Raw genomic sequence first — 17,174 nt, forward strand, 5'->3', positions numbered from 1 at the left:
AATTTTTTATATATTATTACAATTATTTATCTAACACCGTGCATCATTTTCTTCAAAAATGGAGTCAAAGCAAACAATATAATTGCTGCGATTCCAGTAAGAACAACAAACACCATAAAAAACTCATATAAATTATGTATTTCGAATCCTGCAAAAAAGTGATTCGCTGCACTAATTTGATGTTTGTCTAAAAGAGCCAGCTGCTCTGCAGTTGGAGTTATTGTTTTATCTAAAACTGCCTGAAGATCGATACCTAATTCTTTCGCTTTTGCAAATTTATCTCCTGTTGCCGGCAAGATTGAACCTAGAGTTCCTCCTAAAGCATACCCAGAAGCATTAGACAAGAAGAATACTCCATACAATAATGAAGCAAAACGTTTTGGAGATAATTTACCAACTAATGATAATCCAATTGGAGATAAACACAGCTCAGCACATGTGTTTAAGAAATATAATAAAATAAGCCATTTAATTGCCAATAAACCTGAAGTTCCAATGTATGAAACCTGAGTTGCAATCATAAAGAAACTTATAGAGATCACAACCAATCCAACTGCTAATTTCACTGGAGAAATTGGCTCTTTGCCTTTAGCTCTCAAAGTATCCCAAATTACACTAAAAGGAACTGCCAAAGCCACAACGAACAAACCGTTAAAGATTTGCACCATAGAAGCCGGCATTTGAAAGCCAAAGAAATTACGATCTGTTTGATTATCTGCAATAAAAGTTAATGATGATCCTGCCTGCTCAAATGCTGCCCAGAAGAAGATAACAAAGAATGAAACAATATAAATTACTATAATTCTATCTCTTTCAATCTTAGTCAGCGATGAGTCTGAAACAATTAATCCTGCTAACGCAATACCGCTTGAATAAATTAAAGTATAAATTAAATTCTGCCCTACTACATAATGAAAAAAGAATCCTAACGCAACAAATGCAATTCCTGCCATAGTCAACGCTTTATTCGAAAAATTAGCTTGTTGTGCTTCTCCTTCTTCAAAATCAGCTGAAACATTTTTCGATGGCAAACCTCCTAAAGGTCTTCCTTCTGGCGATACAACATATTTGTTTTTTAAGAAGTAAAAAAGAGTTGTTCCTAAAAGCATCGCAATAGATGCTGCTAAAAATCCCCATTTAAAAGCATGAATATCACGAACACCCCCAGAATCTTTGACATCTCCTAAAATTGGACAAATGTATTGACCTAAGAATGCTCCTAAATTAATTCCCATGTAGAAAATAGTAAAAGCTGTATCTAATTTTGTCTTTTCTTGTTTAGGATACAAACTTCCCACCATACTAGAAATATTAGGTTTAAAGAAACCGTTTCCAAAAACGATTATACCCAATCCGCAATACATTATAGTTTTTGCTAAACCTAAATTTGCGTCAAAAACAGTTGCGCTTGTAAACAACAAAAGCTGCCCAATCGCCATCATCAATCCACCTAATAAAATACAATTTCTATTTCCAAAAAAACGGTCTGCAATAAAACCGCCCAACATTGGTGTTAAATAACAAAGTCCAAGGAAACCTCCATAAATTAAAGAAGCTTCTTCTTCTTTCATCAATAATGAATTCACAAGAAATAAAGTTAACAAAGCGCGCATTCCATAAAAATTGAATCGCTCCCACATCTCTGTTCCAAATAATACCCAAAGACCTTTTGGATGCGCAGTTTTTACTTGAGTTTCTCCCATATTATTCATTATTATTTTAAGTTAGTATATTTTAAGATTATAAATTTTCTTTGATAAAGTTAGTCATTTTATTATAAAGCTGAATTCTGGTTTTCCCGCCATAAATACCATGGTTCTTGTCAGGATAAATCTGAGAATCAAATTGTTTGTTTGCTTGAATCAACGCTTCCATCATTTGCATAGAGTTTTGAACATGAACGTTGTCATCAGCAGATCCGTGAATCAATAAAAACTTACCTTTTAATTTATCAACGTGGTTTATTGGAGAGTTTTTATCGTATCCGCTCGCATTTTCTTGTGGAGTCTGCATGTATCTTTCTGTGTAAACGCTGTCATAAAATCTCCAGTTTGTAACCGGCGCAACAGCGATTGCCATTTTAAACACATCATTTCCTTGAAAAATACAGTTCGAAGCCATAAATCCACCATAGCTCCATCCGAAGATTCCAATTCTTGAAGCATCAACATAAGGATAAGCTCCAATTACTTTTGCCGCATCAATTTGGTCTTCAACTTCGTATTTCCCTAATTCTTTTTGAGTAACTTTTTTGAAATCGGCACCTTTGAAACCAGTTCCTCTACCATCAACACAAGCCACGATATAACCTTGTTGTGTTAAAGAAGCAAACCAATAATCATCAGAGTTGTTCCAATCATTATTTACTTGCTGCGATCCTGGACCAGAATATTGGTACATGAAAACAGGATATTTTTTTGAAGCATCAAAATCTTTTGGCTTCATGATCCATGCGTTCAATTCATTTCCTTTAGCTGTTTTTAAAACAAAAAATTCTTTTGCAGGAAGATTATATGCCTTCAATTTATCTGCAAGTGCTTGATTGTTTTCTATAACTTGAATTTCTTTTCCTGCTTTAGCCTCATTTAAAGTGTAAGTTGTTGGCTGAGAAGCGCTGGAATAAGTATTAATAAAAAATTGGAAATTAGGACTAAATGTCGCTGCACTTGTTCCAACTTTAGAAGTTAAACGAGTTTTGCTTTTTCCGTCTAAGCCAATTCTGTAAACATCTCTATTGATAGAACCATTTTCTGTAGATTGGTAGAAAATAGTTTTTGTTTTTTCGTCGAAACCGTAGTATGAAACCACTTCCCAGCTTCCTTTTGTAACCTGATTTTTAAGTTTCCCTGTTTTATCATAAAGATAAATATGATTGAAACCATCTTTTTCGCTTGTCCAGATAAAACTATTATCTTTTAAGAAAGTTAAGTTATCTGTAACATCAACGTAAGCTTTGTCTTTTTCATTTAAAACTACTTTTGCAGCAGCAGTTGTTCCGTCAACAAATAACAAATCAAGATTACTTTGGTGACGGTTTAAAACCTGAGCTGATAATGTATTGTTATCATTTGTCCATTGTAATCTTGCAATATAAAAGTCATTGTAATTTCCTAAATCTACTTTTTTAGAAGTATTTCCTGCAGTATCATAAATATGCAATGAAACTACTGAATTTTTCTCTCCAGCTTTAGGGTATTTAAACGTTTCAACCGTTGGATACAAATCTTTATGAAAAATTGACATCGAAAACTCAGGAACCTGACTTTCGTCAAAACGAATATAAGCTACCTTTTTACTGTCTTTACTCCAGTCAAAAGCACGCACAAAAGCAAATTCTTCTTCGTAAACCCAATCAGTGATACCGTTTATAATTGCATTCTTCTTTCCATCAGTAGTTATCGCTGTAGATTTTTTTGATGCTAAGTCATAAACGTATAAATTATTTTCTTTCGCATAAGCAATCTTAGTTCCATCAGGAGAAAAAGTTGGCTCTTGAATTTGAAAATCGAATAATTTTGTTAATGATTTAGAAGCAATATCATATAAAAAATAATCTGCTGTAAAAGAGTGACGGAAGATTTTTTTAGAATTGCAGGCAATTAAAATCTTTTTTTCTGAAGCATCGAAGGTATAACTGTCAATCCCGTCTGAAAGTGCTGCGTGGTTTTTAGTATCTATTAAGTTTGATACTTTTTTTAGAGTTGCAAAGTCATATAAATCGATCTGCATACTCCTATTTGCTTGGTCAACATTTAAAACCGTATATTGGTTTGTGTTTTTTAAAGATTGCAATGCATCCATTCCTTTTGCCCGAAATGCCCCGCCGTAGATGTTTTCAACCGTTATCTTTTGCTGCCCAAAAACTGTCGCAACTATTAACAAAAGCACAACAGTAATTTTACTTGTATTCATCAGAATTATTTTAAATATAAAAAGAGCCCAATTTTAGTAAAAAAAATAAACATAATACACATTTTAAGTGTTAAATGTTAAAAAAAATAACGATTGCGTATTTTCATGTTTGAAATACATTGCAAACAAAACTCTTAAAATAGTATCTTTGCCGCAACAATATTATTTAATATACTGAGAATGAACAACGCTGTTGCCGGATTTTCTAAATTATCCAAAAAGGAAAAAATAAACTGGATTGCAAACGAATATTTTTCAACGCCTGAGGAGGCACTAAATATTATAAGAAATTACTGGAATTCAGATGAAAAGCTCCAACAATTACATGATGAATTTATCGAAAACACGATTTCAAATTTATATATTCCACTTGGAGTTGCTCCGAATTTTTTGATAAACGGAAAGTACAAAACCATCCCAATGGCAATTGAAGAAAGTTCAGTTGTTGCAGCTGCATCAAAAGCCGCAAAATTCTGGTCGACGCGTGGAGGTTTTAAAACAACAATTATTGATACTGAAAAAATAGGTCAGGTTCATTTTACTTATAACGGAGAGGTTGAAAAACTTCAATCTTTCTTTCAAGAAATAAAACCAAAGTTCTTCTCTGATACACAAAGCATTACAAAAAAAATGCAGCAGCGTGGCGGAGGTATATTAGATATTCAGCTAAAAGACAAAAGAAATTTACTTGAAAATTATTTTCAACTTCATGCTACTTTCGAAACAAAAGACAGTATGGGCGCAAATTTCATAAACTCCTGTTTAGAACAATTTGCATCAACATTAAAAGAAGAATTTCAAGACTCTGGTTTATTTTCTGATGATGAGAGTCTGAAAGTAATTATGAGCATTTTGTCTAATTATGTCACAAATTGTGTTGTAAGAGCCGAAGTTTCGTGTCCAATTGAAGATTTAGCCGAAAAACACATTCAAAATCCGCTGGAATTTGCAGAACGTTTTGTGCAAGCTGTTCAAATTGCCGAAGTGGAGCCTTTTAGAGCAGTCACACATAATAAAGGAATTATGAATGGTGTAGACGCTGTGGTTTTAGCAACCGGAAATGATTTTAGAGCTATTGAGGCTGGAGTTCATGCTTATGCATCAAAAAACGGGCAATATTCAAGTTTATCGCATGCTAAAATTGAAGACGGAATTTTTACTTTCTGGTTAGAAATACCTTTGGCTTTAGGAACAGTAGGAGGTCTAACTTCGCTGCATCCTCTGGTAAAATTGTGTTTAGAAATTCTTCAAAAACCTTCAGCAAGAGAGTTAATGGAAATTACAGCTGTTGCAGGTTTAGCGCAAAATTTTGCTGCATTGCGTTCTTTAACTACAACTGGAATCCAGGAAGGACACATGAAAATGCACCTGAACAACATCATCAATCAATTTGAAGCTACAAGCGAAGAACGTCATTTAATCAAATCCCATTTCAAGAAAACTGCCGTTTCTCATAGTGCCGTAGTTGAATTTATTGAAAACTTAAGAAAATAACCAAATTTAAAAATTCCAATATTTAAAGCTTTTAAATAAATTTCAAATCCCAAAATTGGAATTTAGACTCGAGCGACAGCGAATAGGCGCGGCAATTTAAAATACTGAAATTTACATAATAAAGACAACGTATGTCAACAACCTTTTACAGCAACGGAAAACTACTCATTTCTGGAGAATACTTAGTTCTAGATGGCGCTGACGCATTTGCATTACCAACAAAATTTGGTCAAAATCTAGTTGTAGAAAATGATGATAATAAAATTATTGAATGGAAAAGCTACGACTACGATCAAAAACTTTGGTTTGAAGACACTTTTACATTTGCGGAAATCATAACCAATGCCGATTCAGAAATTGAAACTGTAAGAACAACTTTAATTGATATTCTTCATGAAGCCTACCTGTTAAATCCAGATTTCATTACACAATCTAATGGGTACAAAATTACTACACATCTTACTTTTCCAAGAAACTGGGGATTAGGAACATCATCAACACTAATCAACAACATTGCTCAATGGACAAAAGTTAATGCTTTTACATTGCTTAAAAACAGTTTTGGGGGAAGTGGTTACGATATTGCCTGCGCTCAAAATAATACTCCGATTCTCTACAAAATAGAAAATAACAATGTAGAACCAGTTTTATTTAAACCTGATTTTACAAAAAACATTTTCTTTGTTTATCTAAATAAAAAGCAGAACAGCAAAGCAGCAATACATGCTTATAACAGGCATAAAGACCAAAATTTAACCAAAAGCGTTATTGAAAACAATAAAATTACTAAGGCAATTTTGAACGCTAAGACTCTAAAAGAGTTTGAATATGCGGTCGAGAAACACGAAATTCACTTAAGTAATATCCTTGAAATCGAAACGATTAAGGAAGTCGCTTTTCCTGATTTTAATGGCACTATTAAAAGCCTTGGCGCTTGGGGAGGAGATTTTGTAATGGCCGTTTCTAAAGAAAATCCGAAAGATTATTTTTCATCAAAAGGATACGACACTATTCTTTCTTATGATGAAATGATTCTGCAAGAATAGAGATAATTAACGCAAACTAAATCAATTTGCTCTGCACAATTCTACGTGACGCTTTTTTACATTCTGTTTTATTTTATTATGCTAATTTCCTAAAGTGACAATTCTCATTTTTAAGAGCATATTATTGATAAAAATCAAAACTATATTCTCTTCTCATTTTCTACATTTAACACACTAGTAAACGAAAAAACCCGAAGTATTCAGTAGAACACTTCGGGTTTTATATTTTTAATCTAATTACTAAATACTAGTAGTTAAATTGTAATCTGTTATCTTCAATTTTAGCATTGTTTTTTAATGCTGGTAAAATTCTTCCTGTATCAGATGCGCTTTGAGCTTTTACTTTAGCAATATACTCTGCATGATTTGGAAGCGCTGGAGCTTTAACTGTGCTTATGTTTTTTACTACATAAACTCCAGTGTTTCCTTCGATTGGAGCAGAAATTTTATTAGCTGCTAAAGCGAATGCATTACCAACAACTTTAGGCTCTTGCCCAACTCCTCCAGGTAAAACTGGATTCTCTAAAGTAACATTAGCAGCTTGTTGTACAGCTACACCAGCACTTTTAGCGATAGCTTCGATACTTGAACCTGTCATTTTAGCTTTCAACATTTCAGCTTTTTTCTTGTTTTTCAAGATTGGCTCAACATAAGGTCTTGCCATAGTAACAGAAACTAAACCAGATTTGTTTTCGCTTTTGTATTGTGCAATTACATGGCCAATATTAGCTATTTCAAAACGTTTTACATCTCCTGTACTTGTTTCTTTGTCAAATGCCCATCTAATGATGTTTCTTTGATTTCCTAACGGACCAAATGCTTCATCCATTGCTTTTGCAGTAACTGGCGCAGCAACTTTTAGACCTAATTCTTTAGCTGTAGCAGCAAAATCTTTATTAGCAGCATCCATTTCAAATTTAGTTGCTAATGTAAATACTTTATCAGAAGTAACTTCAGATGGCTCAATTTTTTGTGCGATTGTAGCTAAACGAATACCGTCTTGTTTATCTGTAATTTTGATAATGTGGAAACCAAACTGAGTTTCTACTAAACCAACTTTTCCAATTCCGTTGTTGAATACAAAATCATTGAATGGTTTTACCATTTGACCTTGACCAAAATATCCTAAATCACCACCTTGTTGTGCAGATGAATCATCAGAGCTTGTAAAAGCAAGCATCATAAAACTATCTGGATTAGCTTGAACTTGAGCTAAAATTTCTTCAGCTTTAGCTTTTGCTTCTTCTTTAGTTCTTTTTTCTTTTGGACTTGGAGTTTGAGATCCTTCGTAACCAATTAAAATATGACTAGCTTTTGCATTAACACCTGCTTTAAATCCTAATGATTTAGAAATAGCATAATATCTTCCGTAAACATAAGGACCATAAATAGAACCAGCTGGTAAGCTGAATAATTTATCAGCATCTACTGCTGGAAGATTGTTTTTAGCAACATAAGTAGAATCGTAAGGAACATCAGAATTTGAGTTTACAAATTCAGCAATGTTTGTTGCATTTTTAAAACCTGGCAATGTATCGTTTTTACCTGTTTTTGCATTATACTCTACTCTTCCGTTTAATAAAGCTGTTAATTTAGCTTTAATTTCAGCTTCGTCTTCTTTTGAAGCTTTATCCTCAACTAAAACGTATTGAATTTCACGAGTTGCATCAGCTTTGAATTTTTTCTCATTTTTCTTCATGTAAGCTACGATTTCATCATCAGAAATTTTCACTTCACTATCTTTTATAGACGAATATAAAGCAGCAGCATAAGCAAAGTTTACTTTGTTTGCTTCCATTTCATATTTCAACTTTCCTTCACTAGCAGTTGTGTAAAGTCCAGATTTTACTAAAGTACTGTAAATTTGAAATTTTGCATTTAACTCAGCATCTTTTTCTTTTTCAGAAATAAATTGAGCCGCTTCAGGGTTTGCTTTAAAGTAGTCTTTAAATTTTACTACATCAAACATTCCTGCTGCATTCAAAAACATTGGGTTTTTACCAATATTTGGATCAGATTTTAAAACTTCAAGTAAGTGTTTTTCACCAACTCTCAATCCTAATTTATCAAACTGAGTTGATAATAATGCGATTGAAACCTCTTGGTCCCAAACTCTATTTGCAGCTTCAGTGGAAGTAATTCCTTGACCACTTTTTTCAACATTACTAACTTTAACTCTAAAGTCTTCAAATGAAATATCTTTTCCATCGATGCTTCCTACATCTTTTGAACTTTGACCAAATGTTCCTCTAGTAAATAGATCTTGTATTATAAATGCAAATAATGCAAGTGCAATAACTCCTATCAATAAAGCGGAACGCTGTCTAATTTTTGCTAAAACTGCCATTTTTAATTATCGTTAATTTTATATTCAGTTTGCGAAAATACAATTATCTAGTTAATAACAATACAACTAGGGTTTTATTTTACACAATTTTTTTCAATTACTAAAAAAATCACTCTTTTATTGTCATTTTGACCAACTCGATTTTCTTGTTTGAAGCTTGTTCTATCACAAAATGATACTTGTCGATTACAATTTCATCTCCTTTTTGAGGGATTTCTTTGGTATGGTTTACAATAAAACCTCCTAAGGTTCCATACGAATCTTCTTCGGGAATCATCAGTTTGTAGGTTTCGTTTAAATACTCAACATCTAATCTTGTCGAAAACAAATATTTTCCTTCACCCAATTCCTGCTCAATCAATTCTTCGTCTAAGTCATGCTCATCTTCTATTTCTCCAAAAAGCTCCTCGACAATATCTTCAATAGTAATGATCCCAGAAGTCCCACCATATTCATCAAGAACAACGGCAACATTTTTTCGCTTTTTTATCAAAATATTTAGGGCGTCTTTTATCAATATTGTTTCTGGAACGTACTCCACAGTCATCAAAACTGATTTTATTGTTTTTGGCTTTTTAAACAAGTCAAATGAATGAACATAACCCACAATGTCATCAAGCGAATTTTGACTTACAACAATTTTCGAATATCCTGTTTCTATAAATAGTTCTTTAAGATCTTTTATACTGTCAAACAAATCGATATCGACTATTTCTGTTCTCGGGGTCATAATATCGCGCGCTTTTACGCCTGAAAATTCTAACGCATTTTGAAAAATCTGAATCTCGGAGTCAACTTCTTCATCATCTTCTACTGAACTCATTTGTTCTGTGATATAATTACCCAGTTCAACTTTACTAAAATACAATTGAACTTGATCTCCTTCTGTTTTAAAAAATTTCCTCAAAACAAAGTCAGAAATCCAGATAAAAAAGGTTGACAAATAATAAAACAATCGATAAAAAAGATATGCCGGTACAGCAAAAACCTTAATCAGCGTATTGGCATAAATTTGAAAAAAAACTTTTGGAAGAAACTCAGCTGTAATCAAAACTATAAAAGTCGAAATTAAAGTTTGAAGCAAAACTGTTGCAAGAGCCGAAAATTGAAAACCAAAACCAGCAATACAGCCAATAATCAAATCTCCCATATAAAAGCCATAAATTACTAATGCTATATTGTTGCCAATAAGCATCGAAGCAATAAACTTTGATGGATTTTCTGTAAGTTTAGTTAAAATTTGCGACAAGAAATTATCTTGTTTTTTCTCGATTCCAAGATAAATTTTGTTTGAGGAAATAAAAGCTATTTCCATTCCAGAGAAAAAGGCTGATAGTATTAAACATAATATTATAATACTAATTTCCATTTTTATTGTTTTTTGTTACGATCGTCAAACTTCTTGACAAATCTTCTTCTAAAGAAAAACATAAACACCGCCATTCCGGCAATAATCAAACTCATCGGATAACTTTCGTTTCCTTCGTTTAATTTTGTCACACCATCATAAATAAAAAAAACGGCAAAAAGGATGTAAACGTATTGTGTATATTTTAAATAACCCATAATTATATTTATTCATTTGATTCAATTTCGCCGCTTATTCGCTGCGAATTAATCACTTTAAAATCTTTACTAAAATCAATTCCCTGCCCATAAGAAACTCCCTTGGCATCTGTAAGTTTGAATTTTCTTTCTGTATAAAACCATTCGTTTTTCTGATCAAAATACAGCTGCTCGGTTTCTAAAACCTGACCTTCCTCAGATGTTATTCGCACTTTTCCCTGTAAATCAATTATACTGGTAAATTTATAGGAAACAGCATAATTTGATTTTATAAAAGTACGCTTTTGTTTTTTATCATATAAAGTAACATCTATTCCTTTTGGAAATTCTGTAAACGGGAAATCAAGGTTAGAATAATCTAACATTTTTGAACTTATCAAAACTCCTGTTATGCGTCCTGAGTCTGTATATTTAATATTTACCGTATCAGCATCACTTGCCGGAACAAACTCTGAGAAGTTAATTTTTTGAACTTCTTTAAAATTGCTTTCGCAGCCAAAAAAAAGAGTTATGACAGCAAATACAACAACAGAAACAATATATTTTTTTGGTAAAATCATTTGCCAAATGTAGTAAATTGTAATGAGCTTAAAAAAACATTAGGTTATGCTTAATTAAATTTACTCTTCACAAACCATTTATCATTAAATGAGAAACTCGCACTGAAGTTAACATAGTTTTCTTGAATCAATCCCGCCGACGTTGTTCCTCTTTTACCAAATTCAACCCCGATATTTACATTTGAAAAATACCCCGGAATTGGAATTCCAGCACCTAAAGTCATCCCAATATCATTTATTGACTGATTATTAACTATTAAACCTAATTTTTCATATTTCAATCCGGCACGATAAGTAATTCTGCTCAAATAACTTGTGAATGAAGTATAGTTTGGAATAAAATACCCCCCAACAGCATATTTAGCATATTTTTCATAACGAACATTTGGGTTTGCGTTGTAATAATTTGCAAATTCTCCATTTCCTTGAAAAGCCATTGTAGTACCTACTAACCATTTTCTAGCCTCACCAATACCAGCTCCAATAGTTAACTTGTTTGGCAGTTTTAAATCTTCTGCATCTGGATTATAAACATAAGGATCTGGATCACCACTTACTGTAATTTCTCTAGTATTATTAGATCTTAATGTACTTGCAAAAGTGTAATTCAAACTCGTAAACAACGAAACTTTTTTGTAAATCTTTGTCTGATACATTGTACCAATATTGAAATTCACACCAGATAATTCAGAAGTATTTAACTCTGTAGTTGAATTTTGCACACCCGATATAGCTTCTACACTTGTTGTTTTAATGGTTCCAAAATTATACTGCATGTCAGCACCAATATTCCAATTTCGTTTAATTTTATACCCTAAACCAATATAAGCTTTATTTACACCACCTTTACCGCTAAGCTGAGTACTTGTTGCTCCAGGAGTGGCTGTATTATCATTTAAAATTTTATATCCAACTGAAGATAACGGAACTAAACCGAATGAAGCTCCAAATTTTCCCATTGGAATTCCAACCGCCAAATAATCAAAAGTGGCTCTTTGTGCTTTTGCCGATTCTGTATCTGTTTTTAGAGTAGAAGTTCCAAACGATCCCCCAACTGTAAATGTTGTTTGCAGCAAACTTGCATAACTCGCAGGATTTTCAATATTCAAGTGAATACTATCCTGTTCAACTGCAACTCCTGCCATAGACCTAAATTCCTGAGTTCCTTTAAATCTAGTATCACCAATTCCATAAAAAGAATATGGAGAAGCAGTACCTTGTTGAGCGAATGAAACGAACGATATAAGCAAACAAGCGCTTATTATAATTTTTTTAATCATTGTTGATTTTATATTGAAATGTTTGGTTCAAACTCTCCAAAAGGAAATTTGAATTGGCAAATATGGTATTTTTTAATCGTTTAGCCAAAAATTCTGCATCTCCTCCCGTTAAAATTATTATAAAATTTGAAAAGTTTCGGCGATATTCATCGATAAAACCATCAATCTCATAGACGAAGCCGTTTACAACTCCTGAATGAATCGCCTGCATTGTGGTATTTCCTATGTATTGATCTGGTTCTTCAAAACTCAGCAAAGGCAGTCTGGCTGTATAATTATGCAAAGATTCGTAACGCAGACGAAGTCCCGGAGAAATCGCTCCGCCCAAATAATTATCATTTTCGTCGATGAAATCGTAGGTTATGCAAGTGCCGGCATCAACCACTAATCTATTTTGTTTAGGAAACTGCAAAGTTGCTCCGGCTGCCAAAATCATCCTATCTATTCCTAAAGTTTTTGGTGTTGCGTATTTATTATGAAAAGGAAATTTATCTTCGTGAGTAAAAAAATGAACCTTTAACTGCTTTTCAAAAATCAAAAAGGATTGTTTTTCGACATTGCCTACTGAGGCAACTACTAAATCTGAGCATTTTTGATAGTTGCCTAAAATTTTTTTAATTTTTTTTTCGAGCTCATTTTTCTCAAAAACAAAACTCTCCAAAACAGCAGTTCCCTCAAAAACAGCTGCTTTAATTCGAGTATTTCCAACATCAACAGTTAAAATCATATTTCCTTTTTGTTTCTGCGAAGATACGAATTGATTTTTTTTTTAAAATGTTTTGGATAAACGAAAAATGATTCTATCTTTGCACCCGCAATGTGCACAGCACGGTACCTTAGCTCAGATGGTAGAGCAATGGACTGAAAATCCATGTGTCCCTGGTTCGATCCCTGGAGGTACCACGAAACCCGAATAGTAATATTCGGGTTTTTTGTTTTTAATGCTTTTCATTAAAAATTTAACAGCAAAGCACACAAAGTAAAAAAAACGCAAAGGTTCACAAAGCTATACATTAAACTTTGCGAACCTTTACGTAAATCTTAGCGCTCTTTGCGGTTAAAATCAAAAAAACTTATTGATGAAACACAGAAACCGCAGGAAAATAATATCCTGAAAAACTTACTGTTCCTGTTTTAGCACCAGAATCAGCATTGAACAAATAAAGGTTATTGATCGCGAAATTAGTGCCGAATCCTTCATTTACTGTATTTACAATCAATACATTTTTCTTATGATCGTAACCTATTCCTGCACCGTACAATATATTTGAATTTGTTAACGTAATAAAAGGTGCTGTCAACGATGCTGCTGTGCCATTATATTTATAAACTTCTTTACCTCCGCTCCAGCTTCCGTTTTTAGCAATAAAAACATTATTTTTAGCCGCCGTAATCGACCCCGGATGCCAAGCTCCCCAGCTTCCATTAGCTTGAAAACCAAGTGAAATTTCTTTTACTTCAAGAGTATTAGAGTCTATGCTGATAAGATTTTTACCTCCCGCAGCCCATACTTTTTTATCATCTGTAACAGCAAATCCCAGAACCATACCTGGAATCGTTTTTTCGACTGTTAATGTTGAAGCATTAACAACAACAACTCCTTTTGAAGCAGATAAAGCAAAAATATAACCATTAGCCTTAATAATATCTCCTACCTGACCTGTAACACCTTCGATTTGTCCATTCAATGCCATTGTATTCAGATTAAGCTTAAATATTCCTTTACTAGAAGTCAGCAATGCTTGATTTTCATCAATTCCGACTATTGCACGCCAGTCATTTCCGCCTTGAGCCGGAATTCTTTTTTCTTCTTTAAGCGAATAAGCATCTGTCACTACAACTGGTCCGCCGGCTTTAGAAACTAAAAATAATTTCTTATTAAAGATGGTTCCAAATTCTAATGTAGACGATTCTGGTTTTAAATTTTTATCTGGATTTACTTTTACAAAAACACTGTCTTCTATTGCTTTTGTATCGTATCTATAAAAACCAACGGTTCCAGTTCCATGACCGAACCATCCTTCATTAATCATGAAAAAACCATTTTCATAAGCTCCAAATGTATGAACATCGTATGTTAATGATACTTGTCCTCCACCATTTTTGGCCGTCATGACAACCTTAAAATCACCTCTTGTTTCTGGTTTGAAAACATAAGTAGAATCAGATCCAACCACTTTCCCATCTACAGCCCATTCGAAGGAAACATTATTTCTATCTGCTAGTTTTGAACTTAATTTTAGTGTTTCCCCAATGGTTAAAGTATCTTTCAACAACTGTTCGCCTTTTATCACTGGAGGCGCTGTAAAATCATCATCATTATTACACGAAACTATTAACATCATCAAAGAAGCAATTGCAAGTAACTGCTTGGAAAAAAATTGGTTTTTCATTATTAAATATTTAAAATTATATACTTAAGCCTTTAAGTCGATTTACACCCCGCATTTAACAAAAGTTCTATAAAAACAAACTTCTACCTGCTTTTGTTTAAAAAGCAAAACACCTTGTAAAACGATACGTTTTAATGATTTTTTTTAATGAAGAAATAAAATACATCGAAAAGGAAAATCCCAAAAGAAAATTATTTTACGATATCATATTTGCAGAAAAAAATCTCATAAACTCTATTTTTGGCTTACGAGAATAGAATAATCAAACAATACTATTGTCACGCAGAGTGAAAAGTATCGTTCTTAATTCAAGCTTCAATCCCCGAAAGCTATTTATTACTATAAAAATGGCAGGTCTTCTGACTTGCTCCCTACACCCAGCCTTCCCTTTCAAAAATGAAAAGTGACGTATTAAAGGGTTTCAGTTAATGAGCTTACAGCTGCGGGACAGTTTTGGAGTTACACCAAATTCCCTTTTAATGTCAATATTTCTTGAATATGACAACCATCTTCTGATTTAGATTTGAGCCGCAAAACTAATATTTTCTTTCTTAAAAACGCAATACTTCTTTATACTAAAGCCTTCAGAGCATCTGTCATCTGAAATAATTTAAAATTATTGAGTGCGAACCAATTTAAAAAACAGAAAGCCAACAATTAAACTGTTTTTGTTAAAAAAGTATTGACTGAATAAAAAAATATCTTATATATTCGTAAAATCGTATTTTAACTTTTTATTTATTATCAAAAACACAGAGCGTTTTTTATGAGTAAAACTTCTACTAAAGGCATTTGGAAAGTAATTTCAGCCTCGTCAATGGGAACAATGATTGAATGGTATGACTTTTATATTTTTGGAAGTTTAGCCGTCGTAATTTCAACCAAATTTTTTCCAAGCGACAATCCTACTGCAGCATTTTTATCAACTTTAGCCACTTTTGCCGCCGGATTTGTTGTTCGTCCTTTTGGAGCTTTATTTTTTGGAAGACTTGGTGATATTATTGGCCGTAAATACACTTTTATGGCTACTTTATTATTAATGGGAGGTTCTACATTTTTAATTGGCTGTATTCCTAGTTATGAAACAATTGGTTTTCTAGCTCCTTTGCTGGTTTTAATTTTACGCTTATTGCAAGGCCTGGCACTTGGCGGCGAATATGGAGGTGCGGCTACTTATGTTGCAGAACATGCTCCAGCAAGCCAAAAAGGATATTGGACTTCTTGGATTCAAACCACTGCGACGGTAGGTTTATTTATTTCATTAATGGTAATTCTGGCAACTAAAAATGTGCTTTCAAACGAAGCTTTTGATTCGTGGGGATGGCGTGTGCCTTTCTGGGTTTCGATAGCAATGGTTGGCGTATCCTATTTAATTAGAAAAAATATGGACGAATCTCCTGTTTTTGCTAAAGCTAAAAAGGAAGGAACTACAAGCGCAAATCCACTAAAAGAAAGTTTTGGAAACAGGTATAATTTAAAGTTTGTTTTGCTGGCTTTATTTGGAGCCACAATGGGGCAAGGTGTTGTTTGGTATACTGGACAATTCTATGCTATGAGTTTCATGAAAACGGTTATGAATATTGACTCTTCACAAGTCGATGGATTATTAGGAATCGCTTTATTAATAGGAACACCATTTTTTATTGTCTTTGGATGGCTGAGCGACAAGGTGGGGAGAAAATACATTATGATGACTGGAATGCTTTTGGCAATTTTATTCTACAGACCAATTTACAAAATGATGTACAGTACGACAGATGTAAGCTATAAAACCGAAATCATCGAAAAAACAACGCAAAACACTGAAACAACAGCCGGCAACAATACAATAACAACAATCTCTAAGACGTATACTGACGGAACTTCTTATTTTGAAAAGAAAACTGATTTTGCTGATAAAAAAGAATCTCAAAGCAGTATTTCGATTACTATCAATTCAAGCGATGAATGGACTTTAATTTTTCTGGTTTTCATTCAAGTTTTATTTGTCACTATGGTTTACGGTCCAATCGCTGCCTTTTTAGTCGAAATGTTCCCTACTAAAATCAGGTACACTTCAATGTCTCTTCCTTATCATGTAGGAAATGGAATTTTTGGCGGTCTGCTTCCTGCAATTTCGACCTATTTTGTAACACATTCAAAAGCAGCAGGAAAAAGCGATTTTTATCTTGACGGGCTTTGGTATCCAATCATTATTGCCTCTATATCCTTTGTAATTGGAATGATTTATATTGACAACAAAAACAAAACTAACCACCTTTAATAAACCACTATTTATGAATGCGATTAAACAAATTTTAGGTGTTTTATGGATTGTACTTTCCATTGCTGCTGCCTATTTCTGTATATTTGAATTTGGCTTGCCCAAATTACTCTCAGACAAACAAGACGATCTGGTCTTTGGTATTATTATTCTTTTTATTCTTACCCCGCTAATTGTTTTAGGCCTTGGCACCTTTGGCTACTTTGCTTTAATTGGAGAGTACAACGATAAAAAGAAAGCATAATAATCATCTATAAAAAAAGGGCCTTCTATTGCTAGAAAAGCCCTTTTCACTACTAACCAAACCAAAACT

General features: G+C 33.2%; 13 protein-coding genes, 1 tRNA gene and 1 riboswitch. Of the genes, 5 read left to right on the top strand and 9 right to left on the bottom strand.

All coding sequences use genetic code 11. The annotated features are described in order from the left end of the window. Window positions 1–26: 26 nt before the first annotated feature. Window positions 27–1,703, bottom strand: coding sequence for a peptide MFS transporter (locus ACHRVL_RS01170; RefSeq protein WP_129052926.1), 1,677 nt, complete (start codon window positions 1,701–1,703; stop codon window positions 27–29). A 37-nt stretch (window positions 1,704–1,740) separates the two neighbouring features. Then, window positions 1,741–3,912, bottom strand: coding sequence for a S9 family peptidase (locus ACHRVL_RS01175; protein ID WP_395409695.1), 2,172 nt, complete (start codon window positions 3,910–3,912; stop codon window positions 1,741–1,743). 180 nt (window positions 3,913–4,092) lie between these two features. Here ACHRVL_RS01175 and ACHRVL_RS01180 point away from each other — a divergent pair, with 180 nt between their 5' ends. Both ACHRVL_RS01180 and ACHRVL_RS01185 read left to right on the top strand, forming a co-directional pair. Further along, window positions 4,093–5,406, top strand: coding sequence for a hydroxymethylglutaryl-CoA reductase, degradative (locus tag ACHRVL_RS01180; protein WP_395409696.1), 1,314 nt, complete (start codon window positions 4,093–4,095; stop codon window positions 5,404–5,406). 131 nt (window positions 5,407–5,537) lie between these two features. After that, on the top strand, window positions 5,538–6,452 hold the full coding sequence (locus tag ACHRVL_RS01185; RefSeq protein ID WP_395409698.1) for a GYDIA family GHMP kinase: 915 nt from the start codon (window positions 5,538–5,540) through the stop codon (window positions 6,450–6,452). Between the two features lie 247 nt (window positions 6,453–6,699). On the opposite strand, the gene ACHRVL_RS01190 is transcribed toward ACHRVL_RS01185, so the two are convergent. The 6 genes from ACHRVL_RS01190 to ACHRVL_RS01215 all read right to left on the bottom strand — a co-directional run bounded on the left by ACHRVL_RS01190 (window position 6,700) and on the right by ACHRVL_RS01215 (window position 12,932). Continuing rightward, window positions 6,700–8,799 carry a peptidylprolyl isomerase gene (locus ACHRVL_RS01190; RefSeq protein ID WP_395409700.1) on the bottom strand — a complete coding sequence of 700 codons (2,100 nt, stop codon included), beginning with the start codon at window positions 8,797–8,799 and terminating at the stop codon, window positions 6,700–6,702. Between the two features lie 109 nt (window positions 8,800–8,908). Beyond that, window positions 8,909–10,168 carry a hemolysin family protein gene (locus tag ACHRVL_RS01195; protein ID WP_395409701.1) on the bottom strand — a complete coding sequence of 420 codons (1,260 nt, stop codon included), beginning with the start codon at window positions 10,166–10,168 and terminating at the stop codon, window positions 8,909–8,911. Between the two features lie 2 nt (window positions 10,169–10,170). Continuing rightward, a complete protein-coding gene (locus ACHRVL_RS01200; protein ID WP_089052507.1) occupies window positions 10,171–10,365 on the bottom strand; it encodes a hypothetical protein in 195 nt (64 codons plus the stop codon). A gap of 8 nt (window positions 10,366–10,373) precedes the next feature. Further along, window positions 10,374–10,925: an LPS export ABC transporter periplasmic protein LptC gene (gene lptC / locus ACHRVL_RS01205; protein WP_395409703.1), complete on the bottom strand. Its 552-nt coding sequence runs from the start codon at window positions 10,923–10,925 to the stop codon at window positions 10,374–10,376. A gap of 50 nt (window positions 10,926–10,975) precedes the next feature. Continuing rightward, window positions 10,976–12,205, bottom strand: coding sequence for a hypothetical protein (locus ACHRVL_RS01210; protein ID WP_395409706.1), 1,230 nt, complete (start codon window positions 12,203–12,205; stop codon window positions 10,976–10,978). After that, complete coding sequence (locus tag ACHRVL_RS01215) at window positions 12,198–12,932, bottom strand: type III pantothenate kinase (RefSeq protein WP_395409708.1); 735 nt, start codon at window positions 12,930–12,932, stop codon at window positions 12,198–12,200. Before ACHRVL_RS01215 ends, ACHRVL_RS01210 begins: the two co-directional genes overlap by 8 nt. Window positions 12,933–13,035: 103 nt before the next feature. On the opposite strand from ACHRVL_RS01215, the gene ACHRVL_RS01220 reads away from it, so the two are divergent. Beyond that, a tRNA-Phe gene (locus ACHRVL_RS01220) sits at window positions 13,036–13,108 on the top strand. Window positions 13,109–13,278: 170 nt separating this feature from the next. On the opposite strand, the gene ACHRVL_RS01225 is transcribed toward ACHRVL_RS01220, so the two are convergent. Further along, window positions 13,279–14,598, bottom strand: coding sequence for a DUF5074 domain-containing protein (locus ACHRVL_RS01225; protein WP_395409710.1), 1,320 nt, complete (start codon window positions 14,596–14,598; stop codon window positions 13,279–13,281). A gap of 331 nt (window positions 14,599–14,929) precedes the next feature. Then, window positions 14,930–15,123, bottom strand: a riboswitch (cobalamin riboswitch). Between the two features lie 241 nt (window positions 15,124–15,364). Between ACHRVL_RS01225 and ACHRVL_RS01230 the strand changes: the two genes are divergently transcribed. Both ACHRVL_RS01230 and ACHRVL_RS01235 read left to right on the top strand, forming a co-directional pair. Next, complete coding sequence (locus ACHRVL_RS01230; protein WP_395409713.1) at window positions 15,365–16,861, top strand: MFS transporter; 1,497 nt, start codon at window positions 15,365–15,367, stop codon at window positions 16,859–16,861. Window positions 16,862–16,874: 13 nt separating this feature from the next. Then, complete coding sequence (locus ACHRVL_RS01235; RefSeq protein ID WP_395409715.1) at window positions 16,875–17,105, top strand: DUF6814 family protein; 231 nt, start codon at window positions 16,875–16,877, stop codon at window positions 17,103–17,105. Window positions 17,106–17,174 lie beyond the last annotated feature (69 nt).

The organism is Flavobacterium sp. FlaQc-28 (assembly GCF_044007415.1).
Lineage (GTDB): Bacteria > Bacteroidota > Bacteroidia > Flavobacteriales > Flavobacteriaceae > Flavobacterium.

Excerpts from the sequence above, each read along its gene's own strand:
- ACHRVL_RS01190 (WP_395409700.1), bottom strand. The coding sequence starts at position 8,799 with ATGGCAGTTTTAGCAAAAATTAGACAGCGTTCCGCTTTATTGATAGGA.
- lptC (WP_395409703.1), bottom strand. The coding sequence starts at position 10,925 with ATGATTTTACCAAAAAAATATATTGTTTCTGTTGTTGTATTTGCTGTC.
- ACHRVL_RS01230 (WP_395409713.1), top strand. The coding sequence starts at position 15,365 with ATGAGTAAAACTTCTACTAAAGGCATTTGGAAAGTAATTTCAGCCTCG.
- ACHRVL_RS01180 (WP_395409696.1), top strand. The coding sequence starts at position 4,093 with ATGAACAACGCTGTTGCCGGATTTTCTAAATTATCCAAAAAGGAAAAA.
- ACHRVL_RS01195 (WP_395409701.1), bottom strand. The coding sequence starts at position 10,168 with ATGGAAATTAGTATTATAATATTATGTTTAATACTATCAGCCTTTTTC.
- ACHRVL_RS01200 (WP_089052507.1), bottom strand. The coding sequence starts at position 10,365 with ATGGGTTATTTAAAATATACACAATACGTTTACATCCTTTTTGCCGTT.
- ACHRVL_RS01185 (WP_395409698.1), top strand. The coding sequence starts at position 5,538 with ATGTCAACAACCTTTTACAGCAACGGAAAACTACTCATTTCTGGAGAA.
- ACHRVL_RS01210 (WP_395409706.1), bottom strand. The coding sequence starts at position 12,205 with ATGATTAAAAAAATTATAATAAGCGCTTGTTTGCTTATATCGTTCGTT.
- ACHRVL_RS01235 (WP_395409715.1), top strand. The coding sequence starts at position 16,875 with ATGAATGCGATTAAACAAATTTTAGGTGTTTTATGGATTGTACTTTCC.
- ACHRVL_RS01175 (WP_395409695.1), bottom strand. The coding sequence starts at position 3,912 with ATGAATACAAGTAAAATTACTGTTGTGCTTTTGTTAATAGTTGCGACA.
- ACHRVL_RS01170 (WP_129052926.1), bottom strand. The coding sequence starts at position 1,703 with ATGGGAGAAACTCAAGTAAAAACTGCGCATCCAAAAGGTCTTTGGGTA.
- ACHRVL_RS01225 (WP_395409710.1), bottom strand. The coding sequence starts at position 14,598 with ATGAAAAACCAATTTTTTTCCAAGCAGTTACTTGCAATTGCTTCTTTG.
- ACHRVL_RS01215 (WP_395409708.1), bottom strand. The coding sequence starts at position 12,932 with ATGATTTTAACTGTTGATGTTGGAAATACTCGAATTAAAGCAGCTGTT.